The sequence below is a fragment of the Haloglomus litoreum genome, assembly GCF_029338515.1.
Classification (GTDB): Archaea; Halobacteriota; Halobacteria; order Halobacteriales; family Haloarculaceae; genus Haloglomus; species Haloglomus litoreum.
On the sequence record NZ_CP119988.1, the window covers coordinates 4,200,266 to 4,224,770 of the forward strand.

Here is a 24,505-nt window from a genome sequence, read left to right on the forward strand (position 1 = left end):
GATGCCGTTCACGTTCGACTTCCTCGACGGCGACGTCCTTCGGTGGACGGTCACCGAAGACGGTGCTGAGTACGAACGCGATACCGACTACACGCCGACACTCTACGTCACCGCGGACACCCAGGAACGGTTGACCGCCATCCAGCCACACGTCGAGCGGTTCACCGAAGTGGTTGCCACAGCCTTCGAGTCCTGGCGGCGGGGGTTCCGACACGAGGTAGAGTCCGTCCTCCGAGTCGATGTGGACTCAATCGATGCGGTCACCAGCGTCGCGAGCGATATCCGGGGCTGGGGAACCCCCGGCGAGTACCGACTCTACAACGTGGATTTCTCACGAGAGTTCCGCTACTGTCTGGAGCAGAAGCTCAACCCCACGCCGGACCAGTCGCTGCGTGTGTTGGCACTCGAAGCGGCTGCCCCGAATATCGCGGGCGACCCTGGACTATCGACAGTCACGGTCGATGGAGCAGTAATCGAGGGCGACCCACCGGACGTGACCGCGACCGTCGAGGAGCGAGTCCAGGCAACCGACCCGGACGTACTCCGTATCTCGGAAAGCGACCTCCTCGCGCAACTCCACGCAGTCGCTGACGAGCAGGAGTGGGACTACCAACTCGGGCGAGTCCCGGGCTTCCAGCAACTCGCCGGGCGGTCCACCTTCGAGAGCTACGGACGGGTCGGGCACTCGCCAGCCCGCTACAACGTGCCGGGGCGAGCCATCGTCGACGAGTCGAACACGTTCTTCCTCCGCGAGGCGAACCTCGACGGCTGTCTGGATCTGGTCGCTCGCTCCCGGAAGCCGCTGCAGGAGACGGCCTGGGCCTCGATCGGCAACATCCTCACAGCGATTCAGATTCGCAAGGCTCGCCAGCGGAACGTCCTCGTACCGTGGAAGGCATGGCGGCCGGAGCAGTTCAAAACGATGCGACAACTGGACGACGCTGACCGAGGCGGATTCACCTTCGCTCCTGATGTCGGGCTCCACGAGGACGTTCACGAGCTCGATTTCTCGTCGCTCTACCCCTCCATCATGATCACGCGGAACATCAGTCCGGAGACGATTCGTTGCGAATGTCATCGGGGACGAGAGGACGTTCCTGGGCTGGGCTACTGCATCTGTGACGAGCCGGGCTATCTCCCGGAGGTACTCGAGCCACTGGTGTCCGACCGTGAGCGTATCAAGACGGAGTTGGCCGAGTGTAGCGACCCCGAACGGCGAGCGGACCTAGAGGGTCGGTCGGACGCTATCAAGTGGATTCTCGTCTCTTGCTTCGGCTATCAGGGATTCAACAACGCGAAGTTCGGCCGCATCGCGTGCCATGAAGCGATCAATGCGTTCGCGAGAGAGATTCTCCTCGACGCGAAGGAACAGCTCGAAGCGAACGGGTGGCGGGTCGTCCACGGCATCGTCGACAGTATCTGGGTCACGCCAGCGACGGCGGAGCCGACTGCACTCGAAACGGTGGCGAACGAGATTACCGACGCGATCGGCATCGAACTCGAGTACGAGGCCGCCTACGATTGGGTCGCGTTCGTCCCGCTCCGGAACAGCGACACTGGAGCGCTGACGAAGTACTTCGGCCGCGTCGCAGGGGAGGACCGCTACAAGTACCGCGGCATCGAGTGCCGCCAGCACAGCACGCCGCCGTTCATCGCCGAGGCCCAGCAGGAGCTCATCCGAACGCTCGATACCACCCGCTCGCCGGAGGCCGTCTGCGACCGGCTGGCTCGGTTCCGGTCGTCACTCAGGAGTGGTGAGATCGACACGGACCAGTTGCTGGTCGAGAAGCGCGTCTCGAAGGGACCGGATGACTACGAGCAGTTCACCCAGACCGCGGCGGCACTCGATCGGGCCGCGAGCGAGGGCCTCGACTGCCATCCGGGACAGCGGACAGCCTACGTGGTCGTCGACGATGACGCGACGACGGCCGACCGTGTCCGACTCGCTCACGAGGACGGCGACCGATACGATGCCGATTACTACGACGATCTGCTGTGCCGGGCAGCCGAGAGCGTCCTCTCACCACTCGGGTGGCGAGAGGCAGGCATTCGGCAGTACTGCAGCGATATGCGAGAGCCGACGCTCACGGCCTTCAGAAACTGATGGGTCGCGAATCGACCGGAGGCTGGGATTCGGAACTATCGGAAGCGCCACTCCTAGCCCCATATGCGGTCCATTCGGAGGAGCAGTCATGAGTGAGCTACAACAGGCCGTCACGCGCATCGCGCGGAATCGGGTCCGGAACGCACTCCTCGAGTTGACGCGCGATGGCCCCAAGGAGGTTCGACTGGAAACGGTCGCCGCACAGGCCGGACTCGAGCCGGCCGTCGCCGCGCCGTTGCTCGATGAATTGGAGTCGTCGGGGCCCTTCGACGTGGAGCCTGTCGCGAGCGACCACGAGAATCTGTGCTGGAGGGTCGCGTAGGATGGCCCGAGAACAGTGCCCGGACTGTGGGCACCAGCAGCTCACGCCGCGTGGTGGCTGTCACGTCTGCCCGGCGTGCGGCTGGAGTGCCTGCGAGTACGCCGGTCGGGGGCAGTGACCGATGCGGGTCACGGACTGGACCAATTGCCCGGCATGTGGGTATCGCTACGTCAGGGTCGTGCAACTCGCCGACGGTCGCGTCGGATTCGCCTGTGACCGCTGTGAGATCCGGGAGGCCTACGCAGTCGTGCGCCTCGAACCGCGGCCGGCATAGCCCCACTCAGGGGTCGTCGTCATCACTCGGTGGGCGCTTCGAGAGCCGATCGAAGCGGTCCTGCGCATCGTCGATTCGTTGCTCCGATTCCGCGGGTTTGTAATCCGCATCGACGAGTGCTCCGTCGGCAACCTCGATTTCGAGGACCGCATCCGCGTGCTGTGCTGGTTGCGGGAGGTCGTGCTGGTCGACGGCCAGTTCGTACCGCTCGTCCTCGCCCGCGACCTCCAGCACCGCCAGGTCGTCTTCGAAGCGATCCAGGACCGCCGTGTAGGTGCCATCGGGAATCATGAGTACGCCTCGTTGAGTACTGTTGACCCATCATCGTCCGTGACGATGACCGTATCGCCGCCGTTGTTCCAAATCGGGCTGCCCGACCCCCAGTAGAGGTCCGTCTCCGTATCGGTCCCGCTCCCGGTGTGGATCGTGATCGTAGCGCCGGCCGCGAGCGTGGTGCCATCGGGGATGGTGTAGGTGGCGCCGGCCTCGTCGCTGAGCGTCCACCCCGACATGTCGAGCGGCCCGTCGCCGGTGTTCTCGAGGACGATGTACTCGTCGTTGAGATTGTCTCTGTCGCTCCCCTCGGCATCGGCGTGAACCGACGCGAGGGCGAGCTCACCTGAACCAGAACCTTGCCCCGTCGTGGTGGTCCCGCCGTCGGTGGCGACGGGTGAGGCCGTGCTCGTCGCGTCCACGACACCACCACCGCTGATGACGGCGCGGCGCTCGACCGCCGTCGTCGTTCCCACCTCGACGGGCGACCCATCACGGATACTCGTCGGGTCTGTCGGGGCCTCCTGCTGGGATGCGACCGTCACCTCGGTCCCGTCGCTCCGCAGGACGACGTGGCCCTGCGTCGCCGTCCAGTAGGCCGGGATCTCGCGCTCGGCCAGCCGCTGGAGCGTCTCCTCGTTCGGGTGGCCGTACCGCGAATCGTACGCGCTCGAGATGACGACCGCCTTCGGCTGGGCGGCATCCAACAGCGCCCCACTGGTCGAACTCTTGCTTCCGTGGTGGCCCGCCTTCATCACGGTCGCCCGGAGCTGCGAGCCGTACTGGTCGACGAGATACGCCTCCTGGTCGTCCTCGGCGTCACCGGTGAACAGGAAGCTCGTCTGGCCGTAGGTCAGCTTGAGAACGATGCTGTTCTCGTTGCGGGCCTCATCTTCGAGGTACGGCTCCGGCGGGCCCATGACCTGGACGCTGACGTTCTCGAACGGGATGCGGTCGCCCTCGCGGGTCTCATAGAGGGTGACCTCGTGGGCTTCGATCGCGTCGAGGTACTCGCTGTAGGTCTCGGTGCCGGCGGCGATACCGGGGTCGTAGACGGCGCCGATGCCGTCGGCGTCGGTCTCGAAGTACTCGATGACGGCCGCGTTCCCACCGATGTGGTCAGCGTCGTTGTGGCTCGTGACGAGGTAGTCGATGCGCTCGATGTTCTGTTGTTGCAGATACTGGAGGACGTACTCACCGTCGTCGTTGAAGTGGCCGCTATCGATGAGCATCGTCTCGCCTGTCGGGCCAACGACGAGCGTCGCGACGGACTGGCCGACATTGATGAAATGAACCTCGAGGGAGCCCTCGACCGGAGTGGCGTTATCCCCCGGCGGTGACTGTGGGCTGCTATCGCCGATGCCCGCTGGACCCGTACAGCCAGCGACGAGTACCAATCCAGCACAAAGGACGATGACAGCCCGGGCGGAGTGTGTCACGTGTGCCTCTCGTTGGGCGGTGGACGGTATGAAACTGTGCCAGGAGCGAAGACACAGGTGCCGAAGCCCCGGTAGTCTCGTCGTCGTTCACGGAACCCAGGATGAATGCGCTCGGGGTAGTCGACGGACTCGCGACGGGAGGGAAACTCGGTCCCAGTAGTCTCGACGCATTCCCTTCTGATGACGAATCGTCCCAGTAAATCGCCAGGGAAGCCACTCCGCCCCGTCACTTTATGCTGGCTGCTAACGAAGCACACAGCGCCCGTCACACACCGTGCGTTCTCTGGTGGCGAGGGGCGCAATACGGCACCAGACAATGACTAATGCAACATTCGCAAGTGAGGATTGGTGGAACAGCTATCAGAACGTCGTAGAGGCGGACCCCGAAATGACACTCCACGGCCGGGATGCGTTCGAGACGAACTTCGTCGTCGCCATCGGCGAGGATAACCATCTCATCGAGATGCACGAGGGGACTGTCGAGGACGTGCGCACCCCGGGCCTGGATGACGAGTGGTCGTTCACCATCGCGGGGAGTCGTGACGCGTGGGAGCGGTTCATCGAAGAAGTGCCACCGCCGCATCACAACGAACTGTTCGCCTCCTTCTACCGGAACGCTGTGAAGGCCGAAGAGGGGTATTTCGGGCTCTGTTGAAATCCTCAGAGAGTTACAGGACCGAGCAGTAGTTTGACCGAATGCAGGCCCTCCCGAAGTCTCGGTTGCTCCGGTTCGTTGAGCAGGCGTATCACTTTGCTCGTCGAGCAACCGCTCGATACTCTTCGAAGTTCTCGAAACGACGGTACACACTCCACCAACACATCGTTTTACTCTGCCTCAAAGTCCGGAAGAACACGACGTATCGGATGCTTCTCGACGAACTCATCGAGATGCCTCGGATTCGACGTGCCATCGATCTTGAAGAACTCCCCTCTCCTTCGACGTTGTGTAAAGCGTTCAACCGGCTCAATATGGCTGTCTGGCGGGTTCTCCTCAACCTCTCCGTTACGCTTCTCCCGACCAACGGTATCGTCGGGATCGACGCCTCCGGATTCGACCGCAGTCATGCCTCAAAACACTACACGAAGCGAACGAAATTGACGATTCAGCAGTTGAAAGTCACGCTTCTCGTAGACACGAGAGCGAACGCGATTATCGACGTACACGTGACGACGACACGGAAACACGACTCGCAAATCGCACCGTCGCTCATCAAGCGAAATACCGACGAAGTAGTTGTTCTCCTCGGAGATAAAGGGTACGACGACCAGAAAATTCGAACGCTTGCCCACGAGCAGGATGTTCGTCCGCTCATTAAGCACCGCACGTTTTCGTCGCTCCACAAGGCGTGGAACGCTCGGATCGACGCCAATCTCTACGGGCAGCGTAGTCAGAATGAGACGGTAAACTCTCGGCTCAAACGCAAGTACGGTGCCTTCGTCCGGTCACGACGCTGGTGGAAGCAGTTCCGTGAGCTCGTCATCAAATGCGTTGTTCACAACGTGGAACGCGCCCTCGCAATTTCAGGCGATGAGTACGAGCGTCTGGGATTCTGAGAGGAGCGGACTGCTGAATAGAACGGGTGCTGGTACCGACGTCGGATCCCGTATCGGTGAACCCACTGGTTGGGCCGGGGTGGAGCATGTACCGAATACGGGGCCGAGAGATGATGCGTCCGCGAACGGTGGTCGAGAACACGAGGCAATCAGTAGCAGGCCTTTACAAGTGGAAGCCCAAGGTATAGACAATGGCTACTGAAGCGACGTTCACGGTTCCGTCAGACCAGTTCCCGCTGGGGACAATTTTCAAGCAACTGCCGAACGTGACGGTCGAGCTGGAGCGACTCGTCCCCGCACAGGAGGTGGTGATTCCCTACTTCTGGGTGCGGGGAACCGAAGTCGACAACATCGTGGGCGCGTTCACCGAGCACCCCGGCGTGAAGGAGATTCGGCTCGTCGACTCCGTCGAGGACGAGTACCTGTTACGCGTCGAGTGGACGACAGCCTACGACGACGTGCTAACCGTACTGGCCGAGACAAAGGTTCCACTGATCGACGCCACCGGGACAAACCAAGAGTGGACGTTCGAAATCCGCGGCGACGATCGAAGTGACATCTCCGCATTCCAACGACGGTGTCGAGAGCTGGACATCCCGGTCACGCTGGCGGCAATGCACGCACTCACACCCGTCGAGAAGGAGACCGAAGCCGTCCTCACGAACACCCAGCTAGAGGCACTGGTCCTCGCCTACGACCGTGGGTACTTCGAGTCGCCCCGCGAGGTCACGCTGGAAGCCCTCGGTGAGGAACTCGGCATCTCACAGCAAGCCGTCGGCTCCCGTCTCCGGGGAGGGATCAAGCAGGTTCTCGGCAACACGCTCTCCGCTCTCACAGTCCGACCCTGAGTGAATAGAAAACTGGCTTGTATATCATAAACCCATAATGCTAAGTTGCATATGAAAGGTGGTTTGGGGGATTTGCATGTACTAGCCCAAGTATTGTCTGTACATGAAATACATTCAAGGGAGGTTTGTACATGAAAAAGTCAGCGTGATTCCTCTTGGGTGTTTGTGTTAGGATAATGAGTACAGATTCAGCATTCGAGGCACTCACGCACGAACAGCGCCGTACACTCTTGCTCGCTCTTCTCGAATCGAATCCGCAGGAGGCAGGGGTTGCGTCACTCACAGGAAAATCAGAGCTGACTGACGCCGAGCAACGAGAGCAGATCGAAATGTTTCACGTTCACTTGCCAAAGCTCGAAGACTACGGCTACATCGAGTGGAACAAAGAGACAGATCAAATCATCAAAGGGCCGCAGTTCGACGAGATTCGGCCATTGCTCGAATGTATCGCGTCCAACGATGCGGAGTGACGAAGAAGAGATGATGGCTTTCGTAGGCGTAGTCGCATACCCACACTATACATGAGTCCGTCATCTCCCACTTCATCAGCCAATGCGTGGAGCCACGCCGTAATCGAGGCTGTCGCCAAGGAGATGGATGTTCACCCCACTGAACTGCCCGAGAAACTATACGACGTGGTCGACCCCGGCTCATTAGATTCGTTGTTCGCAAACAAAAACCCGACAGCCGGCACTGTGATGTTCACGTACTGCGACTACACAGTCACTGTCACCGCAAACGGCGACGTGAGTCTCGAAAAATAGCGGGTCATCCGGCGCTACGACACCCCCAGAGACGGACCCCCGTCCCATCGCCACACGCGCCCTCGATGCCGTCGTCCGTCTCGCATTCGTCACGCAGCCACGTCTTCGCACTGGCAATCTCGGTATCTCATCCTGGTTGGCAAGTAGGCATATCCCGGGGTTCTTGTCCTGTTCGTCTATATCCCCTTATTCGTCGCCGTCGTCTGAAACAACTGGGAGGGTCACAAGCCCATTCTAACAGTTGTTCAACGGTAAAGTTGAACTTCGATCACTGGGTCCTGCTGAGTACACCTCTGTACGTAACACCGAGTGCCGGAAAGTCACGTGATCGACGCTTCCTCCTCTATTCAGCGCGGGTGCTGAAACCTATCATCGTTTGATGGTTTCAACAAGGCCGTATTTCGATATCATCGGCAATCACAAGGCCGTCTTCCAGAACTTCCGACCGCTCCAGCGTGCTCTCGACCTGATGCGAACGACGGAGAACGGCGGGGAGCCACGAACGGAAGGCTCCACCCGGCCGGTCGAAGCGGAGAAAGGCGACGTGACCGGTCAGTACGTCACGGTCGAGTTGGACGGAGTCGGCCACCGGATCTACTACGAGGCCGCCGGGCCGGAGGATGGGATTCCGCTGCTCTGCCAGCACACCGCCGGCTGTAACAACCAGCAGTGGCGCCACGTCCTTCGCGATGAGGAGATCACCGAGCACTACCGGGTCATCGCCTACGACCTCCCGCGACACGGGAAATCGGTTCCCCCCTCCAGCGAATCATGGTGGGCCGAACAGTACGACCTCACGGCCGAACGGTTCACCGACACCATCGTCGGCATCGCCGACGCACTCGACCTCGAGGACCCCGTGTTCATCGGTTCGAGTATGGGCGGGACCATCACGCTCGAACTCGGTGACTGGTATCCCGAGCGGTTCCGGGCCCTCATCGGGTTGGAGGCAGGCCTGTTCACGCCCGGCTACTACATCCAGTGGCTCGACCATCCCCACGTCAACGCGAACGACATCATCTCCCATGCGACGTGGGGGCTGATGGCTCCCCACTCACCGGAGTGGGCTCGTCGGGAGACGCTCTACAACTACGAGCAAGGGGCCAACGGCGTCCTCAAGGGCGACCTGTACTACTACTCGATGGAACACGATTACCGGGACTCCGCGGATGACATCGACGCCACGGAGACGCGAATGTATCTCATGAACGGCGAGTACGATTACCTCACGAACCCCGACGACGCTCGCGAAGCGGCCGCAGCAATCGGCGACGGCGCGACGGCCCATGAGATGAAAGCCGTCGGGCACTTCCCGATGGCGGAGGGGCCGGGCCTCTTCCGGGCCTACATCAAGCCGGTCCTCGACGACATCCGTGGCGTCCGGGACGAGCCCGTTCCCGAGGTCCTCCGGCCGGAGGATTTCGGACTCGAGGCGAATCGATAGGTTGGATCAAGCGAGCTGTTCCTCAAGTCAACAAGTCGAGAGCGAGGAAACACCGACTCGCCGCGCTCAGTCCGCTTCAGCCTCGAACCGGGCTCGTAACTGTGCCTCTCGTTTCTCAAACTGGTCGGCACGCTCCTGGACCGCCTCGCTCACGCGCTCGATCTGGGCCAGCCCGTTCGCTCCCTCCAGCGACCGCTGGCCGTCGTGGTCCGATTCCTCCGCAACCCGCTGCTCGTAGGCCTGCTCGACGCGGTCGATCGTCGCCTCCGGATTGAACAGGATGTCGTTAGCCAGCCGGGTGTACCGCTCCAGCGCACTCCCCTCCTTACCGCGGAAGAAGTGCGTGAGCGCGTACGTCGCACCCGAGTGGAGCGTCCACATGTCCGGCTCGAACGGATCATCCGCGTTCATGCGGGCGTCCTCGGCAGCGTGCTCGGCGAGATACTCGGGAAAGCCCAGCAGGGTGTAGAACTCCGCGTGGTCGAACGGCATCGCCGCGATGTCGATCGTCACGTCTGCCGCGTCGCGGATGAACCCGTACAGGTCGTTCGCGACGAGTTCCAGTTGGCCGAGGATGTCCTCCCACCACGCCTCGAAGTCCTCGATATCGCCGACGTGGCGGATAGACTGCCGGTCGGTGAGTGCCCGAATCGAGTTCGCACACGCCGTGTCGCGAGCGAACCCCTCGACGTAGACCGCGTTGTTGCCGAAGAAGTCATAGCCAGTAGTGACGCCCATCGTGATCGGCTCACGCTCGCCGGGCAGCGTGACCGAGAGCCCGTCGAACATGATATCCATATGGACCTCGCCGCCGCCCCGGTACTGGCGCATCTCGCCGAAGGTGACCTCCGAAAGTGGTGTGCCGTCGACGTCCGTCTCGCGGAGGACATCCTCGAGTGGACCGTAGACGTCAGTCGGGTTGATGATCGAGTAGCTGTCCGATGGCACGTGAAAGAGGGCGCTCTCGTCGTCCGCCTCGGTCATCAGCCGTTCGGGCTCGACGAGAGCGTTGAACCGGTCAGTGTCGACCCACTCGTCGGTATACGGATTCTTGAACGCGACCGTCGTCTCCGTGGCCCGCGGAAGTTGTCGAATCGCCCGCGAGAAGGGAACCGTTTCGGGACCATCGTGGAGCTGATCGAACCACGTCGGGAGGTCGGTGTCGGTACGTCCGTCGAGGCCGGCGAAGGCCGTTCTCGTCTCGGCGTCTTCCATTCGAGATCACGAGCGGCGCGTCTGCAGGCGCCCCTCGCCCGTCAGGGGCCCAGAAACCCCACAGAGCGTGAACTGTTGTCGACCTGACCGCTCGACACGATTCGGACGGTGTACGACACGTCTCCAAGCCAGTGACTGGAATGTGGGCTCACAACTGGCAGAGTACGCGTTGGCGCTACGGGAGCCGATTCTGAGTGTTCAAGACGCCCTCGTCGCTCGCTTTGACCGCAGCCCACCAGGTCGCCAGCACGGCAAGCGTGACACGTTCCGGTGGCCCCGGCTCGATACAGGAGGGTTCGTGCGTTGTCAGATCGTTCGGGGGATGGAAATGGCGAATCGGGGTGTTGGTACCGGAGTTGGCGGCCTCTCGCCCGAATCGGAACTCCAGTCCCTGCTCCCGGTAGTGATACTTGTAGTCGCCATTCTCCCACCACTGGATATCTAAGTATCCGGCAGGCTGGTGAATACCAGGTGCGACGGTCACTCGTGCGACACGAGGCCGCAGTTTTCGCTGCTCGAACTGGCCGTGTCTGGTATTCTTGTACCGAACCTCTCGGAACCCCTGACCCAGTTGATTGGCCAGCACGTTCACGCTGTCGAGAATCGCGTCCGGATCAAGCCCGGAACCATCACCCATCCCCATCCTACTGCGTGGGACGGCGCCTGGATTCGGTACCTACCTGGTTGTCAGTCTCGTGGACGCGCTCTTTCGCTTCCTGAATCCGATACGCGGCCCGCAGGTAGTCCAAATCGCGCTCGGCCGTCCGCCAGTGTGAGATATCAGTGAGTTCCTCGTGCCCGAGATGACGATCCGAGAGAAGCACGTCCTCAGGGGAGTCCGTCTCGTATTCGTCCTGATACTCACCGATTTCGGCCTTCACCGCCTGCAGTTGCTCAAGCAGCCCACCGGAAGACGCCAGTCGGTGGAGTTGCTCGATAAGATGCCGGTCGGAATCCCGCCGGTACAGCGTCCCAGAAGCGCCCTGAGTGGTCTCGGCGACCCCCTCATCGACAAGCGACTTCAGCGCCGACCGAGCCTTGCTCTCCGAGACAGCAGCGATGTCGGCGATCTCACTCGCCATCTTCGCCGTCGCAGTCCGCGAGATGACGGCCCGAATCCGCTCGTCGGCTGTCGTCGTTGCTTTCCACTCGGCCGTCGCGAGCTCGTTGATATCGTCGTACTCGTCCGTATCGGTGGTGAATGGAGCAATGTCGGCAGCGTTGAGTGGCTGCTCCGGAGCCTCGGCCGAGTCGGGAAACACCTCCGGGCCGTCCGGTGGGCCGTCGGTAGGGGCATCATCGGACATTGTATGCGTGTTCATACTCGTTGACGACACATATATGTTTCTAGCGCAGATATCTGTGGAGAGGCTGGCCCAAGTACGGTGTTCGAATCACTCATCGGTATCCTCGAGATGGCGGTCAAGCTGTTCCCGTCGCTCTTCCGCGTCGATATGCTGGTAGGCCTTCTGCGTCGTCGAGAGGTCGTCGTGCCGGAGGATATCCTGTGCGTGTCCCCGGTCGATTCGGTAGAGGAGGTCGCCCAGTCCCCGGCGACCACCGTGGAGTTTGAGGTACTCGCCGTCGACGTCGAGATCTGCCTCGTCCGTGAGGCGTTTCATCACCGAGCGGGCACCTGCAGTCGTTAGCGGTGGGGGCGAGAGGTTCTGCACCCGGAACAGTTGCCAGATGTCTCCGTGCTCGTCAGCGAGGAGGCGGTCGAATCGGTCGCCCAGCTCCGCCCGTGCTTTCTCGTAGAGCGATGGGGAATGGCCCGAGGGAAACACCGGCCACTGCCCATCTTCAGGGGCGAGGGCGCTGTGGAGCTCCCGGACAGCGGGGAGGCACTTCGACGGAAGGGGTGTTCGTTCCCAGGTCTGGTTCTTTCCGAAAATCAGCATCGTCCCGGCATCGAAATCCACGTTTTCCCACCGGAGGCCGTTGCGACCCTCCCGGTCGTCTTTCGTGTGGGAGAGAATCTCGGCGCCACGAACCCCAGAATATGCGAGGATGCGAACCAGCGCACGGTTTCGGCACTCCATCAGTGCAGCATCGGGAGCAGCCGCCGCTCGTTCATCGACGAACTCCACGATGGCTTCCCGCTGAACTGCTGTCCAGAACTGCTGGTCCGTCCGGTCCGAACGTTGCTGCTGTGGAAGCGATTCGGAGGCAGCCTCGGCGAGTGCTGGATTGCGATCAAGGGCCCCCTGCCGGACACCGAACGAGAGACACGCCGAGACGATTGCGAAGTATCGCTCTGCTGTGGCCGCTACCAGTTCATCGTTGGCTACACGCTCGGCCAACTGGAGGGCGTATTCGTTCAGTACTCGGGCACCCGTTTGGGGATCGTTCAGCTCGTCCAGTTCGTGGGACTCCGTAGCCATCCATGCTTCCCAGCGGTTGAGGACCGAAGCCGCCGTGCTCGCATAGGCCTGGCTTCCGGTAGTGCGCTGGGAGGTAAGGTAGCGGTCGACGAGCGCTCGAAGGTCGCTGTCGAGAGCCGGGCAAGACTCCTCAGCGTCGGAAGTGCTATCGAAGTCCTCCGTGAGTGCAGTCTGTTGATGGTCGTTGTCTTCTGACCCCATCGAGGGCTAGTCGCCGCGTTTTCCCGGATAAGGTATTGCCAGGACCCCTCGACAGGCGGGGGCCAGCAGTCTCTACAACCCCCTGCTCTGTTAGCGCCAGTAGCACCACGCTTAATTGTGTGTACCGAATACACATCCATATGGAACGCAAGAACATCACCATTCGTGAGGACCAGGCAGAATGGGTCGAACAGGCTGGAATCAACCTCTCACAACTCGTGCAAGAGACAATTGATGAAGAGATGGGACCGAGCGAAGAGGACCTTGCCGCTGCGTACGCGGAAAATGCTGAACAGGCAGCCGAGATCGCGGAAGAGTGGTCCGAGGCATCGCGTGAAGCAAACGAACACCTCGATCCGAACCCGAACGCTGAATGAATATTTCTCGCGGAGATATCGTGGAGGTCGACCTTGGTGGCCCCTCTGACGATGACTCCCGGGGCGCAGAGATGTACAAACAGCGTCCAGCAGTCGTTATTCAGAACGATACTGGAAACCAGTATAGCGCGACCACGATTATCGCCCCAATCTCTGGTGGCCGATCGAGCTATCCATTTCAGGTGAACCTTCCCGCCTCTACTCCTGGGTTGAGTAAGCATTCCTACGTGATGCTAGACCAAATCCGGACGGTAGACATCCAGAAGCGGATTGCCCAGCAGCTTGGCCAGATACGCGACTCGCAGAAAATGACCGAGATTGACGACGCAATCCGCGTCTCTCTCGGATTGTAAGATAGTCTCGTCTGCAGGTAGTCCGTCATCCCCCTCTACAGTAGCCCGAAATCCCCGCGACTCAGGAGCCTCACTCGTGGGCTGCCAGTTGCCGAAGGACGGACCGGAGGTCCGTCCCGCGGCCAGCCAGCTGCCGCACCCGCAGTCGGAATGCGATGTATCCGAGGGCTATGTGACCGAGGAAGACGCCGAGGAGTTGGGGGAGCTGTGTGGCGACGACGAACACCAACACCAGTGACGTGAGCACACCAAGAACCGCCACGGTCTTGAGCACTCCCCGGGGGAGCGTCACCGGCGCCTCCGCGTAGCGGTCCGGATACACCGACGGGAGTCGCCATAGTGCGACGGCCTTGAGCGTCCCAGCCGTGAGCACCGCGAGTGCAATCCAGATCGAGAGGATCACTGGCGAGGGGCGAACAGGCGCAACCACCAACGGTGGGATTCCGAGAACCAGTAGTGCCACATGTGGCGTTCCGAACTCAGAGTGGATATCCGCAATCCGACGAGGGAGCAACTCGTCTCGAGCCGCTCGCATCAGTGACCGTGAGAATCCGGTGTACGTGGTGCTGAGCGATGTGAGTCCGCCGACGACGGGGCCGACCGCTACGGCCAGGATCACCGGGTCGGGAAGGAATGTCCGAGCGGCGACGAGCACGGCAGCGTCGACGCCAGCGAGCGACTGCCAATTGACAACACCGACGAGGACGGCCACCAGCGAGACGAACATCGTCAGCGAGATGGCCGCACTGTAGCCGAGCACCCGTGGAATGTTTCGTGCGGGCTCGGTGAGCTCCTCGCCCAGATCGGTTATCAGTCCGAACCCACGAAGGGGGAAGTACAGCGAGACCACGGCGACAGCGAAGGGAGCGACACCGTTCGGCAGCGCGGGGGTGTAGTTCGACGGCTCAAGTGAGAACGCCCCAGGAACGATGAACACCAGCATACTCGCGAACAAGACGCCGACGAGTGTGAGTTGGACGCGGGCCAGGGGTCGAATCCCGACGATGTTCAACACCAGGAACGGCACGAGCAGGGCGTAGACCAGGACCAGGTCAGGAACCGATAGGAAGACGCCGACGTACTCCGCGAACCCGTCGCCGATGAACAGGAGGCCGGCCCACACACCGGGGAGAATCAGCCACGGAATCAGGAACCCCGCGAACGGGTGAACCAACCGGCTCGCGTACACGTAGTTTCCACCCGCAACGGGGATGGCGCTCCCGAGTTGGAAGCTGATCAGAATCCCGAACCCGAGCGGAATCGCCGCCAACAGAATCCCAATCGCGACAATCGGTCCGGCGTCAGCAGCGAGTGGCCCCGGCAGCGTGAAGATGCTGATTCCGATGACATTCCCGACGAGTAGGGCCGTCGCTTCCGCCACACCGATACGCCCCGAGAGCAGGTCGAAATCCCTAGGCATGGTGGCCTCCGGTGAAACGCTTCAGCGTCATCTGAACGAGCGCCCCTCACTTGCGTACGCCGCCGCCGACGCATAGACGTTCCCCGACATGAGGTTACGTTCGTCCTCGGCGCGACGACTGTAGATATCTACAACAGCCGCTTGCACGGTCTCGTTCTCCGGTGCTGCCTCGAGCGCGAAGTCGGCGAGGTGACAGGACAGTCGAATATCCTCGTTCGCTAACGCGAGCGCCCGGTCGGCCAGCACGTCGGCGCCGCCCGCCAGCGAGGCGAGCTCCGACGCGAGCCGCTCGCGCGGTGCGGGTTTGAGTTCCGATGGACGTCCCGACCACCAGCCGCCGTAGCGCCGAATCAGGTTCCGCGCGATGAACTCGCTCTCGTCGTATGTTTCCGCGAGCCAGGGCGCGTCGCAATCGGGCGCTTCGACCTCGTGGACGATGTCGACGTGCGGTGGCGAGCCGTCGTTCAGCGCGCCAATGGTCTGCTCGACGATCGATTCGAGGTAGTCGGCCGAATTCCCCAAGCAGTCCTGGATCTCCTCGGGCGCGTCGACGAATGGTTCCCCGTGACCCGGACAGAGGTGGCGCGGCGCCAACGCTGCCATCTCGCGGAGCGTTTCGGCCCACTCCCCAGGGTAGCGCTGGACCTTCTGTGGGTTGCCCGCGTTCGGCGCGACGTTGATCTGGAAGTCGCCAGTACAGAGTACGTCTTTCTCGGGACAGTACACCCATGAGTGGTCGTCCGTCTCACCTCTGGAATGGCGAATCTCGAAGGTGAGGCCGCCGACGGTGGGCGTCAGTTCGTCACGGTAGCAGGTGGTCGGCGGGTATTCAGGCCACTGGAACTGGCTCTCGCCGTCGTTGGTGGACTGTTCGGTTGCGGCTGCAGTGCCGCCGAACTGACGTGCGTTTATCGCCTCGTTGTGGCCAGAGGTCCGCTCGTAGCGGTCGAATCGAGCCGGCATGTTCTCGTGAGCGATGACCTCCGGGTCCGACTGGTCTTCGAGCAGGAACGCCTCCAATCCGAAGGCATGGTCGAGGTGTCCGTGCGTGTAGACGGCGGTGTCGACGGGTTGGTCGGTTTCAGTACGGATGGCCTCGGCGAGGGCCTGGCCGTTATCCTCGAGACCGGTATCGACGAGAACGAGGCCGTCCTCGGTCTCGAAGGCGGTCACGCCGCTGAACTCCGCGTAGTAGTAGACGCCGTCAGTCACCTCGACGGGGCCATCGAGATGGCCGACGAACATGTCGATCTCGAATGGGCTGATGCCGGATTCTGGCATAGGAATGGGTGTGAGGGTATGTGGCTAACACCCATTCCTCCGTATGCAAAGACATTCATATCCGGGTAGATGTTCGGACAGAGACGGGACGGAATCAGGCAGCGTTGTCAGACACGGACCCGAACTGTGCGGTCATTATCTCGCCGATGATGTTGTTCTCGATACGGCGGAGGATGTCACCGACGTTCGACGGCGTACAATCCAGTTCGCTGGCGATATCCTGATGGGTGACCTGACGCGGATCCTGATAGTATCCGAGTTCGTGGGCCGTCCGGAGCACTTCACGCTGGCGCTCACTCAGATTCGTGAACAGCTGCTCTGCACCGGGATGGTAGTCGCCGACGCGCTTGACTGATGCCGTGAGATCGTCGGGGGGCGAGGAGAATGCCTTCCTGATGTCTTCCTCCTCGCCGACGAGCGTGATCTCCAGCGTTCCGTCGTCTCGGACAGTCACCGGTCCATCGATGAGGAGACCATACTCTGCCGGTGCCCGGAGGAGTTGCTCGACGGTCGGCGTCGGCTCGAAGTGGATATACGCGAACACGGACTCCGTCCCCTGGACCACCTGGTAGCTGGTGGTGATCTCGGTTTCGTCGAGGATGTCGCGGACAGCCCCAGCATCCCCCACGAGTTCATACAGGTAGATCGCCTGCCCGTCGTCGAGCAATCGCTGGGAGTGGACCGCGACCCGGGCCACGTCATCGGCACGGGCGAAGGCCCTGCCGAGCGATTGCAGCCCCCCGTCGGAATGCCGGAACGTGAACGTGGCAAATCGCATGGTGCCCGATTATCTCCAGGGCCCATCAACGCTCGGGCGGACGAGCAATCGGGCATGAGTGATTCGTACGACCATCTCACCGAGCGATTCCGTACTGCTCGAAGACTTCCTCGGGTGCCGCCATGGTCTCGAGCGCGTCCTGCAGTAGGTCCTCCATCTCCGCCGTCACCGACGGTGATTCGGCCACGATATTGTCGGACTGGCCCGGATCAGCGTCGGTATCGTACAGTCTGGGTTGCCGAACCAGGGATGCCGAGGGATACTGCTGTCGCCAGACCGGCACGTCGGTGTACGGGAGGAACGCCCCTGACTCCGCACCCTCGTAGCCGCTCGTCGGGGTGAATGGACTCTGTGCGCTCATCTGCATCGTCGAGTAGTTGTACAGCGGGACGTCCTCCTGTATGGGCGCCATGTAGGTGTGCGTCCCGTCGGTGACGTTGATGTCCGAGTGCCACCAGCCGTAGAGCGCCCAGTCCCGGTGGTCAGTGACTTCTCCTTGGATGATCGGGAGCAGGCTCTCGCTGTGTGTCCCCGCATCGCTCTCAGCATCCAGCAGATCGAGAATCGTAGCGTGCAGATCGACAGCCGAGGTCAGTGCCTCGACAGTCGAGCCCGACTCGGAGGTATCCGGGTGCCAGACGAACAGCGGCGTCTTCGCGACGAGGTCGAAGTCCGGACTCATCTTTCCGATCCAGCCGTGTTCGCCGAGAAGGAACCCGTGATCGGACGTGATGACGACGGCCGTCTCGTCCCAGAGGTCCTGCTCGTCGAGCGCATCGAAGACACGGCCAAGCCAGGTGTCGACCATGGTAACCTTCCCGGCGAACTGCGAGCGGATGAACGACAACTCACGGTCGGTGAGCGCTGCCTGTCCCCTGTCGGTCCGACCGTAGTACGGCCAGACTGGCAGCTCCGGGTCACGCGGGTCCTCATCCGTGTACATCGAGGCGTACGGCTCCGGACAATGGAACGGCTCGTGGACATCGAACTCGTCGATCCTGAGCAACCACTGATCCCAGCCGGTAGTAGTGTTGAGCCAGTCAGCTGCCCTTGAGAACACCTTCGCGGCGAAGAAGTCCGTCTCGTCTGCGTCGTCGAACGTTGCGACGTTGCGGACGTATTTCCAGCGCGGCCGATAGTGCTCCAGATCGTCGGGGTCGAGAACGTGATTGGGGTTCGCTGCGGCATCCGTCACCTCCGCAGTCGTTTCAGCCCGCTCGCTATCGAGGTCATAGCCGACCTGCTGCAAGAGCCCCTCGTCAGCTTCGTACGGCTGTGTCTTCCAGAGGTCGTCCTCATGCCCACGTACGAACTCGAACCCGTGATAGTCCTCGTAGTACCCGCTCGAGCCGTGCTGGAAGAGATGGAAGTGGTCGGTGAGTAGCTTCGTCAGCACGCCGTTGTTGCGGGCCTTCTCGGCGAGCGTCGTGTCGTACGCCTCGGTCGGCCCCCAGCCCCGCCAGAGGAACTCCTGGATTCCAGTATCCCACTCACGGCGGGCTGGCATACACGGGAGGCTCCCGGCGTAGTGGTTGTCGAACGTGATGGCCTTCTCGGCAAACCGATCGAGGTTGGGAGTCTCAACCCCCATTTCGGTGACCCAGTCGAACGGAGAATCGTAGGCCCCGAGCATGTCGCGCCGGAGGCTATCGATCGAGATGAACAGGACGTTCAGGTCACGCATCGTGAGTCCCCCCGGACTCCAGCGTCTCGAGAAGCGTTGCGTGGTCGGTTCCGGTGACCACATCCCCATCAACGACGAAGAACGGCTCCTTGTAGCAGCGTCCGCACCGCTGGAGACAGTACCGGATGTCGACTGACTCCTCACTGGCTTCGATTGCCTGGCGGCTCTCGGGGGCCAGATTATCGATACAGCACTCTACGGCTGGGCTGGCCGACTCAACAGCAGGTGCAGTCTCGCCAAGGTTCGTGGTCGCTTCGGAGGAATCCGTCCGATCTGACGACATGTGGACGAGTCCGAGGCGGGGCCGCTAACAACGATTCCTTCGCATACGTAGGTGTTTAATACACGTCGGGTCTGGGGGGTCAGCGTGAATCCAGGGCTATGCTTCTTCAGAGACGAAGATCTGCTCTTCTACGATTCATCGTCCTTCCAGCCATGGGCGGGGAAACCTGCGTCGGCATATCCCTCAATACCCAAGTGGTGGCCTTTCTGTTTCTACTTGCTATCGGGTCGCGAGGTCTTCCCTCTGTCCTTGTTCGTCCCCGTAATCGAGCGGCCGGGCGAATGCTTTTGCGACAGTAGGCGGTACTGACGGATATGGCTGAACGGGAGACCCGCCGTATCGCTCACGACCATATGGACGAACCCCACATCGCCGGACGTCGCGTCAGCGTCCGTCAGGTGTACGCACTCGTGGAAGAGCGCGGCGTCGATCCCGAAACAGTTGCCGACCGATATGACCTAGGCGTGGCGGACGTCTACCACGCGCTCGCGTACTATCACGACCATCCGCGAGAGATGAGCGGCATCGAAGCTGAACGCGAGGATGCGTTCGAGGCGTTTCGGGAAACAATCGACCGCCCCGAAGGCGTCGACCCGGATGCGGCCTGAGATGTCGGAGTGACGGTTTCTCCTGGACGAAAATATCGACCCGAAAGTCGAAACATACCTCGACAAAGAGGACCTGTTCGCCGTCCACGTTCGGGACACCGTCGGACAGGGAGCCGACGACGAAGATGATATCCTTCCTATGCTCGGGAACACAATCTCATCATCGTCACAAGTGACGTGAAGGACTTTGGAGCACTCCCAGACGAGGAACACGTCGGTGTTGTTCTTCTCTACGACGATACGATGCCTGCCTATCGCATCGCTTCAGCACTCATTACGATGGTCGATACATATCCGGGCCGGGGCTCATTCACGGGCCGTGAAGAACTGGATTCGTGGACCTGAATCGAGGGGCCCAACAATCCGGCACTTACGCTCCGAGATCTGCTCCTCAACGACCCTTCCGAGTAGTTTGTTATACCCCTCTATAACAGAGTAAGTTGAGAAATGCACATCGCTTAAGTCGCTGTCCCATAGGGGTCCCCGGTTCGAGTCCGGTTCCGCGCACTACAACCATCCTACCTTCCTCTGGTTTTGGGGTCTGGCCGGACCACCATGTCAGGCAATGATACAAGCCCCTGTGACAGTACGTTGGACGCCGATTCGGACGTCGGTCGGAACATCGTCCCATCGGAGAACGAGGCGATGCTTTCAGACAAGAAGCTGATCAATTACCAAGACTACAAAGAACGTTTCCTCCAGTGGCACCTCCCAATCGGTAAGAACCCAGACCCTGGAGTCGGCTATTCCCCATAGACCGTCTATGGAACGGAATTTCGATCAGCGAAGTTTGACCAGTGGGTGTGGTCGGAGCACGATGGTTATCGCCTTCCTCCAACCCCAGACGATGCAGACCATTTCATGGAGGAGGCAGCGTACAGCGACAAGGCGCAGGCAACGAAAGGGAAACGGGAAGAGTTGCTGGAACGCAAGGTAGTCGATCCCATTAGAGGTGAGTCTCAGCATCCGCCTCAACCCTCAGCCTCCGGACTGTATGCGAGTACCTCGACATCCCGTAACCGAACAGCATCATCGTAGAATTTCCCATCAACCCTTCCCTCGAATTGCTCCAGAATCCCCTCGACTACCGCTTGCTCCTTCCCCCCGTCTCGGGCTTGCTGAGAAAGCTCTCGTGCCCCTTCGCAGTTCGCACAGAACCGGAATCGTTGGTACCAGTCGTTCTCATCCCGCTCGTGGTCCTTCACATAATAGAGGATGACACCATCTCCCGCCTCCATACTCTCCTGGCAATCATGTGGTCCAAAATCCACCTTTCCCATCTCGGGGTGCCCCTGACAGTGGACGACTCCACCTTTCGTATGCCTAACAACGTCTCCGATGAACTCCTCGCGAATCATGATATATTCTTATCTGTTCTAATTGAAAATAGATGTCGTGTGGTAGAACTAACTCGATAAAGTCGTTAAGTAGGGGAAGGTCGAACGAACGGTATGGACGAGCTCGAATTTGCTCTGAAATCTATCGAAGGCAGCCCCTTCGAGGAATTTGCCATGGCGTTCCTTCGAGAGGAGGGATTTGTGGTACAGGAGAGTGGTGGTTCAGGGCCAGATGGGGGGTGGGATGCACGAGTGGAGATGGGTGATAAGCACGGTATCGCCCATGCGAGTAAACGGAAGGACTGGAAACGGAAACTCCGTCAAGACGCGAAGAAGGTGAAGGACCTGGAGGATGACCGGAACGAGGACTACGACCTCTTCGTGTTCGTTTCCAGTCGGGGTATTCAGGGTGACAAGCAGTTGGAGATAGAGGATGAAATCGAAGACGAATACGGCTGGAAACTCATCCTCTATCACCGAGATAACATCCTCGGAGAGCTTCGCCAGAACAAGCAACGACTGGCCACCGACTATCTTGACGTAGACCTGGAAGAGAAGCACGACCACCTCGAAGAGGTCAAGTCATTACTGGACGAACGCCTCGAACTTATCCAGAACCGAGAGGAAGGCGCGAGTGACCTCGTCGGTGACCCCGCAGTCGCACTTCACATCATCCCTAATGGGGTATTCTCCAAAGACAAGGTTCGTGCGTCATCCGAGATACCAGAGCCACCCGTTCTAGGCGATCTCCATCCGTATACAGTGACTCGCGGAAAATCCACTTTCGCCCATGGACGTGGTGGCTCGGAAAACAATCACGACTCCTATGCCATTCTGAGGAACGACGGTCTATACGAGTCGGTAACCACGAAATGCATCCGTAGAGGTGTCGATGACCGCCTCTGGATTCGTGGGCACATCGGTCAAGGCGGGGTAGCACTCGATGCATACGTCGTATTGGCTGCAAGAGAGGCCACATCAGCCCTGGCAGACTTGGGATTCTCAGGGACAGCTTTCGTCTACCTCTCGTTCATCGATGCGGGTGATGTTCGGCTTGAGACAGCAGGTCTCAATAAACGAGGATTGTACCATGAGCCTCCGAGTATCGGAACGGACCTCTACACGACGGAATATGGCGTGCTGCAGATAGGGTCTGATGAGGTGATAGCCGGATTAGAACCCGTTCTCTCCGAGGTCTGGCGGCAGTTGGGAGAAAAAGATGGAACGGCGAATATCGAGGATGGCAAGTGGGCTCGGGGCAGTTTCACCAGCAATCGAGAAACGTTAATCGAGGAAGGTCAGCGCTAATATCTGAAAATCGATCTCAGAATTACCCGTGGAGTTCGACGCAGTCCGAGTACCACGCTCAGACCGTGATTTCCTCGACAATTAGAACTCGCTCAGCTTCCTTTGAGCCAGCTCGTCTTCGAGTTCGGTGATGAACTCATCCGCCTTGTTCCGTAATGCCTGGAACGAGCTCGACTTGTGAAACCACGCCGCCTTATCGTCTTTCTGTACTTTCCGTAGATGTTTGTCTAAGCCCTCCTGATTATACTTATCAAGGAAATCCTCTCCCAGCGACCGCAATTCTTTCTTCTTTTCCTCGCTCATCGAACTCCAGAGCTTGTGCGACTCGGCCAACAACTCATCCACGTTGAACGGGTCTGAATCATACTCGCCTGCCAGCTGTATTGCAGCATTCAGCATGTAGATACAGAACTGGGTATGATCCTCCTCTTCGGCATCGAACGGATAGTAATCCGTTGGGATGTCCTTCCCATGTGGCACTTCGATCGGGAACGCGTCATCGAGGTCGGGCTCTCCGAAACCTTCGGACCCGACAATCTCGATACGTAAGTTCGCGTCCTCGACGTGTGCCTCGAACTGGACCGTCGTAAAATCGAACTCGGTCAAATCATAGAGTTCAGTCAAATCACCGAACGAGGAGTACGAGAAGTCCGCCTCCAATTCGTCAGGAGAAATCCCCTGAACAGCCCCCCGAAGCACTAGTTTATCCGGATTCTGGACAGCTGTTTCATACCGCTCGTTCTGGTGGTCTTTGAGCTGATATGATTTGAAATCCAATAGTAGACTATGCTTCCGCCGATGAGCGGTCAGAATCAGGTCCGGCTCAATATAGTCGCCCTTGATGCTGAAGCCGGGTTCGATTACTTCCACTGTATACCCCAACTTCGCTAACGTGTCCGGAAATCGGTCGTCCAGTTGGCAGAGCCCGATCCAGGCGTTCATCTGTATCGTGTGCGGCGACAGATAGTACGTCATTATGCGGTCAACGCAACCCTCGAGTTCTCGGGAGCACTCCGCTCGCCAAATGACGCCTCTGCGTCGTAGTATCGCTGGATATTCGAGAAGATCCGCAAGGCTGTGTTGCCACACGCGTCTTCGGGGAGATAGAGGCGAATCCAGTCTCGCTTGATTTCCAGTGTGAAGCTATCGTTGTTGTGGAGGTCGGTCCCGCGAATCTTGTAGTAGTCGTCCGCGATCCAAGAGCCAGCACCCCAGAGCCGCAGTGGCTTCGTGGCAGAGGTAATGCTGTCGGCGAACTCTTTCAGGTTCTCGATTGGGTTAGCGAGATTGATTATTATCGGCGTCCCCTCAATGGATTGACCTGGTGAATGCCGTTCGTCGTCTTCAGGTTCGATTACCCGGAGGGGATACTCGATCCGGCCGTTTTCCTCGATACCTCGAACTAGGTCGGCATACAGCTCGCGGATGGTTTCGACGAACGTCAGATGGGCCTGGATGTCATTCCCGCCCCTGGTGGTGATACGGCCATTATTATCGATTCGCTCGATCACGGCTCCTTCCTCGGTTTCCTGTCGGATTTTTACCGAGGAAAGTGACATGAACCTCTTCAGGTCAGCGTCACTCAGTGCATCCAACAGCCAGCTCGTTCCCTGCCCCGAACTCTGAATCGATAGCTCACCGAATGGCAGATGTTCATCGATATACTCCTCTGAGAACACGTCCTCAGCATCGTAATTGATACCTGCTCCCTGGAATTCACCGAGTTCGGTGAAGTAGCGCTGTAGTTGCGCCGGGAACCAGAGATAGTCTAGTCCACTTCGCTCGGCCATGATTAGCTCCGCCATCACGTCCTTCGCTGGTCGGGACTTCTCGATGGAATAGAACGTCCAGAATCGCTCATCCTGACTGTCCAGGTAGAATGTCAGAATCTCTTCCTCGTCCTCCTCATCCGAGGTATCTACGAGCACCTCGAACAGGCTATAATCTACCTTCGTGACGGTTACATGCTCGAACCGCTCCTCAAGCTTGCTGGGTCCGATGTTCGTCTCGACGAGGAATGATTTGAGCATATTCTGTTTATAATTCAGTTTCTGCTTCTCCAGCAGTTGGTCATAGGTACCCTCTATGACGTGCTGGAAGTGCCTGTATAGCTCTCGCCGGTCCGTCGGTTCTAGAGGTGGCATAGCTGATTCAGGAAACCGCTGCTTGTCCATGCCTTGTTATAGAACGCTTGAAAGGATTTGGCATAGACTGTAAGTAATATCGCTCCTCGAGTCGTTGGTGATTCGCCGAA

General features: G+C 59.9%; 26 protein-coding genes. 12 read left to right on the plus strand and 14 right to left on the minus strand.

Annotated elements, in window-relative coordinates:
* The first annotated feature begins 1 nt into the window (after position 1).
* Both P2T62_RS20960 and P2T62_RS20965 read left to right on the plus strand, forming a co-directional pair.
* The gene (locus tag P2T62_RS20960) at positions 2 to 2,104 is read left to right on the plus strand and encodes a type B DNA-directed DNA polymerase (RefSeq protein WP_276261649.1); all 2,103 of its coding nucleotides are present in this window, start codon (positions 2 to 4) and stop codon (positions 2,102 to 2,104) included.
* Positions 2,105 to 2,192: 88 nt separating this feature from the next.
* Positions 2,193 to 2,426, plus strand: a complete 234-nt coding sequence (locus P2T62_RS20965) for a hypothetical protein (protein ID WP_276258967.1) — start codon at positions 2,193 to 2,195, stop codon at positions 2,424 to 2,426.
* Positions 2,427 to 2,706: 280 nt separating this feature from the next.
* Here the strand turns inward: P2T62_RS20965 and P2T62_RS20970 are convergent, their stop codons facing one another.
* Together P2T62_RS20970 and P2T62_RS20975 are read right to left on the minus strand one after the other, a co-directional pair.
* Complete coding sequence (locus tag P2T62_RS20970; protein WP_276258968.1) at positions 2,707 to 2,991, minus strand: DUF3006 domain-containing protein; 285 nt, start codon at positions 2,989 to 2,991, stop codon at positions 2,707 to 2,709.
* Complete coding sequence (locus tag P2T62_RS20975) at positions 2,988 to 4,412, minus strand: lamin tail domain-containing protein (protein ID WP_276258969.1); 1,425 nt, start codon at positions 4,410 to 4,412, stop codon at positions 2,988 to 2,990. The genes P2T62_RS20970 and P2T62_RS20975 overlap by 4 nt, the downstream gene beginning before the upstream one ends.
* A gap of 388 nt (positions 4,413 to 4,800) precedes the next feature.
* Between P2T62_RS20975 and P2T62_RS20980 the strand changes: the two genes are divergently transcribed.
* The 6 genes from P2T62_RS20980 (at position 4,801) to P2T62_RS21005 (ending at position 9,022) form a co-directional block, all read left to right on the plus strand.
* The gene (locus P2T62_RS20980; RefSeq protein ID WP_276258970.1) at positions 4,801 to 5,067 is read left to right on the plus strand and encodes a hypothetical protein; all 267 of its coding nucleotides are present in this window, start codon (positions 4,801 to 4,803) and stop codon (positions 5,065 to 5,067) included.
* 41 nt (positions 5,068 to 5,108) lie between these two features.
* A complete protein-coding gene (locus P2T62_RS20985; RefSeq protein ID WP_276258971.1) occupies positions 5,109 to 5,966 on the plus strand; it encodes an IS5 family transposase in 858 nt (285 codons plus the stop codon).
* A 191-nt stretch (positions 5,967 to 6,157) separates the two neighbouring features.
* The gene (locus tag P2T62_RS20990) at positions 6,158 to 6,814 is read left to right on the plus strand and encodes a helix-turn-helix domain-containing protein (RefSeq protein WP_276258972.1); all 657 of its coding nucleotides are present in this window, start codon (positions 6,158 to 6,160) and stop codon (positions 6,812 to 6,814) included.
* 176 nt (positions 6,815 to 6,990) lie between these two features.
* Positions 6,991 to 7,284, plus strand: coding sequence for a DUF7344 domain-containing protein (locus P2T62_RS20995; RefSeq protein WP_276258973.1), 294 nt, complete (start codon positions 6,991 to 6,993; stop codon positions 7,282 to 7,284).
* Between the two features lie 51 nt (positions 7,285 to 7,335).
* Positions 7,336 to 7,578, plus strand: coding sequence for a HalOD1 output domain-containing protein (locus tag P2T62_RS21000; protein ID WP_276258974.1), 243 nt, complete (start codon positions 7,336 to 7,338; stop codon positions 7,576 to 7,578).
* A gap of 469 nt (positions 7,579 to 8,047) precedes the next feature.
* Entirely contained in the window at positions 8,048 to 9,022 is a 975-nt protein-coding gene (locus tag P2T62_RS21005) for an alpha/beta fold hydrolase (RefSeq protein WP_276258975.1), read from the plus strand.
* A 66-nt stretch (positions 9,023 to 9,088) separates the two neighbouring features.
* Here the strand turns inward: P2T62_RS21005 and P2T62_RS21010 are convergent, their stop codons facing one another.
* The 4 genes from P2T62_RS21010 to P2T62_RS21025 form a co-directional block, all read right to left on the minus strand.
* Positions 9,089 to 10,237 (minus strand): hypothetical protein, encoded by a 1,149-nt coding sequence (locus P2T62_RS21010; RefSeq protein WP_276258976.1) that lies wholly within the window; start codon positions 10,235 to 10,237, stop codon positions 9,089 to 9,091.
* 175 nt (positions 10,238 to 10,412) lie between these two features.
* Complete coding sequence (locus tag P2T62_RS21015) at positions 10,413 to 10,874, minus strand: toxin-antitoxin system TumE family protein (protein ID WP_276258977.1); 462 nt, start codon at positions 10,872 to 10,874, stop codon at positions 10,413 to 10,415.
* A 7-nt stretch (positions 10,875 to 10,881) separates the two neighbouring features.
* Positions 10,882 to 11,544, minus strand: a complete 663-nt coding sequence (locus tag P2T62_RS21020) for a winged helix-turn-helix domain-containing protein (RefSeq protein ID WP_276258978.1) — start codon at positions 11,542 to 11,544, stop codon at positions 10,882 to 10,884.
* Positions 11,545 to 11,631: 87 nt separating this feature from the next.
* Positions 11,632 to 12,822 (minus strand): tyrosine-type recombinase/integrase, encoded by a 1,191-nt coding sequence (locus P2T62_RS21025; protein WP_276258979.1) that lies wholly within the window; start codon positions 12,820 to 12,822, stop codon positions 11,632 to 11,634.
* A gap of 140 nt (positions 12,823 to 12,962) precedes the next feature.
* Between P2T62_RS21025 and P2T62_RS21030 the strand changes: the two genes are divergently transcribed.
* Together P2T62_RS21030 and P2T62_RS21035 are read left to right on the plus strand one after the other, a co-directional pair.
* Positions 12,963 to 13,199, plus strand: a complete 237-nt coding sequence (locus P2T62_RS21030; protein WP_276258980.1) for a hypothetical protein — start codon at positions 12,963 to 12,965, stop codon at positions 13,197 to 13,199.
* Entirely contained in the window at positions 13,196 to 13,552 is a 357-nt protein-coding gene (locus tag P2T62_RS21035; protein ID WP_276258981.1) for a type II toxin-antitoxin system PemK/MazF family toxin, read from the plus strand. The genes P2T62_RS21030 and P2T62_RS21035 overlap by 4 nt, the downstream gene beginning before the upstream one ends.
* A 70-nt stretch (positions 13,553 to 13,622) precedes the next feature.
* Here P2T62_RS21035 and P2T62_RS21040 read toward each other — a convergent pair whose 3' ends face one another.
* The 5 genes from P2T62_RS21040 to P2T62_RS21060 all read right to left on the minus strand — a co-directional run bounded on the left by P2T62_RS21040 (position 13,623) and on the right by P2T62_RS21060 (position 18,998).
* Positions 13,623 to 14,972 carry an APC family permease gene (locus P2T62_RS21040; RefSeq protein ID WP_276258982.1) on the minus strand — a complete coding sequence of 450 codons (1,350 nt, stop codon included), beginning with the start codon at positions 14,970 to 14,972 and terminating at the stop codon, positions 13,623 to 13,625.
* Positions 14,973 to 14,999: 27 nt separating this feature from the next.
* Positions 15,000 to 16,253, minus strand: coding sequence for an alkyl sulfatase dimerization domain-containing protein (locus P2T62_RS21045; RefSeq protein WP_276258983.1), 1,254 nt, complete (start codon positions 16,251 to 16,253; stop codon positions 15,000 to 15,002).
* A 94-nt stretch (positions 16,254 to 16,347) separates the two neighbouring features.
* Entirely contained in the window at positions 16,348 to 17,031 is a 684-nt protein-coding gene (locus P2T62_RS21050; RefSeq protein ID WP_276258984.1) for a helix-turn-helix domain-containing protein, read from the minus strand.
* A gap of 76 nt (positions 17,032 to 17,107) precedes the next feature.
* Entirely contained in the window at positions 17,108 to 18,715 is a 1,608-nt protein-coding gene (locus tag P2T62_RS21055; protein ID WP_276258985.1) for a sulfatase family protein, read from the minus strand.
* Positions 18,708 to 18,998, minus strand: a complete 291-nt coding sequence (locus P2T62_RS21060; protein ID WP_276258986.1) for a DUF1450 domain-containing protein — start codon at positions 18,996 to 18,998, stop codon at positions 18,708 to 18,710. Before P2T62_RS21060 ends, P2T62_RS21055 begins: the two co-directional genes overlap by 8 nt.
* Positions 18,999 to 19,312: 314 nt before the next feature.
* Between P2T62_RS21060 and P2T62_RS21065 the strand changes: the two genes are divergently transcribed.
* Positions 19,313 to 19,606 (plus strand): DUF433 domain-containing protein, encoded by a 294-nt coding sequence (locus P2T62_RS21065; RefSeq protein WP_276258987.1) that lies wholly within the window; start codon positions 19,313 to 19,315, stop codon positions 19,604 to 19,606.
* Between the two features lie 971 nt (positions 19,607 to 20,577).
* On the opposite strand, the gene P2T62_RS21070 is transcribed toward P2T62_RS21065, so the two are convergent.
* Positions 20,578 to 20,964: a hypothetical protein gene (locus P2T62_RS21070; RefSeq protein WP_276258988.1), complete on the minus strand. Its 387-nt coding sequence runs from the start codon at positions 20,962 to 20,964 to the stop codon at positions 20,578 to 20,580.
* A gap of 93 nt (positions 20,965 to 21,057) precedes the next feature.
* Here P2T62_RS21070 and P2T62_RS21075 point away from each other — a divergent pair, with 93 nt between their 5' ends.
* Complete coding sequence (locus P2T62_RS21075) at positions 21,058 to 22,251, plus strand: hypothetical protein (RefSeq protein ID WP_276258989.1); 1,194 nt, start codon at positions 21,058 to 21,060, stop codon at positions 22,249 to 22,251.
* An 81-nt stretch (positions 22,252 to 22,332) separates the two neighbouring features.
* Here P2T62_RS21075 and P2T62_RS21080 read toward each other — a convergent pair whose 3' ends face one another.
* The gene (locus tag P2T62_RS21080; protein ID WP_276258990.1) at positions 22,333 to 23,193 is read right to left on the minus strand and encodes a hypothetical protein; all 861 of its coding nucleotides are present in this window, start codon (positions 23,191 to 23,193) and stop codon (positions 22,333 to 22,335) included.
* Between the two features lie 32 nt (positions 23,194 to 23,225).
* The gene (locus P2T62_RS21085; protein ID WP_276258991.1) at positions 23,226 to 24,425 is read right to left on the minus strand and encodes a hypothetical protein; all 1,200 of its coding nucleotides are present in this window, start codon (positions 24,423 to 24,425) and stop codon (positions 23,226 to 23,228) included.
* Positions 24,426 to 24,505 lie beyond the last annotated feature (80 nt).

What these genes read in the sequence shown, in the direction of transcription:
- P2T62_RS21000 (WP_276258974.1), top strand. Translation starts at nt 7,336, where the DNA reads ATGAGTCCGTCATCTCCCACTTCATCAGCCAATGCGTGGAGCCACGCC.
- P2T62_RS20965 (WP_276258967.1), top strand. Translation starts at nt 2,193, where the DNA reads ATGAGTGAGCTACAACAGGCCGTCACGCGCATCGCGCGGAATCGGGTC.
- P2T62_RS20995 (WP_276258973.1), top strand. Translation starts at nt 6,991, where the DNA reads ATGAGTACAGATTCAGCATTCGAGGCACTCACGCACGAACAGCGCCGT.
- P2T62_RS20960 (WP_276261649.1), top strand. Translation starts at nt 2, where the DNA reads ATGCCGTTCACGTTCGACTTCCTCGACGGCGACGTCCTTCGGTGGACG.
- P2T62_RS21025 (WP_276258979.1), bottom strand. Translation starts at nt 12,822, where the DNA reads ATGGGGTCAGAAGACAACGACCATCAACAGACTGCACTCACGGAGGAC.
- P2T62_RS21075 (WP_276258989.1), top strand. Translation starts at nt 21,058, where the DNA reads ATGGACGAGCTCGAATTTGCTCTGAAATCTATCGAAGGCAGCCCCTTC.
- P2T62_RS21055 (WP_276258985.1), bottom strand. Translation starts at nt 18,715, where the DNA reads ATGCGTGACCTGAACGTCCTGTTCATCTCGATCGATAGCCTCCGGCGC.
- P2T62_RS21050 (WP_276258984.1), bottom strand. Translation starts at nt 17,031, where the DNA reads ATGCGATTTGCCACGTTCACGTTCCGGCATTCCGACGGGGGGCTGCAA.
- P2T62_RS21060 (WP_276258986.1), bottom strand. Translation starts at nt 18,998, where the DNA reads ATGTCGTCAGATCGGACGGATTCCTCCGAAGCGACCACGAACCTTGGC.
- P2T62_RS21030 (WP_276258980.1), top strand. Translation starts at nt 12,963, where the DNA reads ATGGAACGCAAGAACATCACCATTCGTGAGGACCAGGCAGAATGGGTC.
- P2T62_RS21020 (WP_276258978.1), bottom strand. Translation starts at nt 11,544, where the DNA reads ATGTCCGATGATGCCCCTACCGACGGCCCACCGGACGGCCCGGAGGTG.
- P2T62_RS21085 (WP_276258991.1), bottom strand. Translation starts at nt 24,425, where the DNA reads ATGGACAAGCAGCGGTTTCCTGAATCAGCTATGCCACCTCTAGAACCG.
- P2T62_RS21035 (WP_276258981.1), top strand. Translation starts at nt 13,196, where the DNA reads ATGAATATTTCTCGCGGAGATATCGTGGAGGTCGACCTTGGTGGCCCC.
- P2T62_RS20985 (WP_276258971.1), top strand. Translation starts at nt 5,109, where the DNA reads ATGCAGGCCCTCCCGAAGTCTCGGTTGCTCCGGTTCGTTGAGCAGGCG.
- P2T62_RS20980 (WP_276258970.1), top strand. Translation starts at nt 4,801, where the DNA reads ATGACACTCCACGGCCGGGATGCGTTCGAGACGAACTTCGTCGTCGCC.
- P2T62_RS21015 (WP_276258977.1), bottom strand. Translation starts at nt 10,874, where the DNA reads ATGGGTGATGGTTCCGGGCTTGATCCGGACGCGATTCTCGACAGCGTG.
- P2T62_RS20970 (WP_276258968.1), bottom strand. Translation starts at nt 2,991, where the DNA reads ATGATTCCCGATGGCACCTACACGGCGGTCCTGGATCGCTTCGAAGAC.
- P2T62_RS21070 (WP_276258988.1), bottom strand. Translation starts at nt 20,964, where the DNA reads ATGATTCGCGAGGAGTTCATCGGAGACGTTGTTAGGCATACGAAAGGT.
- P2T62_RS21045 (WP_276258983.1), bottom strand. Translation starts at nt 16,253, where the DNA reads ATGCCAGAATCCGGCATCAGCCCATTCGAGATCGACATGTTCGTCGGC.
- P2T62_RS21080 (WP_276258990.1), bottom strand. Translation starts at nt 23,193, where the DNA reads ATGAACGCCTGGATCGGGCTCTGCCAACTGGACGACCGATTTCCGGAC.
- P2T62_RS20990 (WP_276258972.1), top strand. Translation starts at nt 6,158, where the DNA reads ATGGCTACTGAAGCGACGTTCACGGTTCCGTCAGACCAGTTCCCGCTG.
- P2T62_RS21065 (WP_276258987.1), top strand. Translation starts at nt 19,313, where the DNA reads ATGGCTGAACGGGAGACCCGCCGTATCGCTCACGACCATATGGACGAA.
- P2T62_RS21010 (WP_276258976.1), bottom strand. Translation starts at nt 10,237, where the DNA reads ATGGAAGACGCCGAGACGAGAACGGCCTTCGCCGGCCTCGACGGACGT.
- P2T62_RS21005 (WP_276258975.1), top strand. Translation starts at nt 8,048, where the DNA reads ATGCGAACGACGGAGAACGGCGGGGAGCCACGAACGGAAGGCTCCACC.
- P2T62_RS21040 (WP_276258982.1), bottom strand. Translation starts at nt 14,972, where the DNA reads ATGCCTAGGGATTTCGACCTGCTCTCGGGGCGTATCGGTGTGGCGGAA.